Annotated in this window: 1 protein-coding gene; it reads right to left on the reverse strand. The window is 35.5% G+C overall.

From position 1 onward, the window contains the following. On the reverse strand, positions 1-285 hold a 285-nt coding region (locus tag MUW74_RS04365; RefSeq protein ID WP_243519398.1), incomplete at its 3' end, for a hypothetical protein. Between the last annotated feature and the right edge of the window lie 149 nt (positions 286-434).

The raw sequence follows: 434 nt of genomic DNA on the forward strand, positions 1-434 counted from the left end.
GAGAGAGAGAGAGAATCTGAATACTTTATCATATACAGCTGATTCTTTCTGGAAGCTTAGGGTCACACTGATACTCTTGCAGTTGAGATTCTTGCCATGGTTTTCTCCATGTCGTAATACACATGATGTCGAAATACTTGGATGAATGATTGAAGAAAACTCGCTTCTTCTTAGGCATCTTGGGAAGTTGAATTTGATATTTCCAAGAAATTCACCAAAACCCATGCCCAAGGGAACAGCCATATAACCATTGGTTTGTTCAAGTAAATAGATTAGAGGTGTCATGATGAATTCATAAGCTACTGTATATAGCTCATGATTCTAAGGTAGGTTGATTGGACACACTCATTCTTACACTTAATTTTCTTTTCCTTTTTATATTAAGCTTTCTTCTCTTTTCTCTCAATTAGCTGATGTCTATCAAGGTTATATAT

The organism is Candidatus Cardinium sp. cBcalN2 (assembly GCF_022810445.1).
In the GTDB taxonomy this organism is placed as follows: domain Bacteria; phylum Bacteroidota; class Bacteroidia; order Cytophagales; family Amoebophilaceae; genus Cardinium.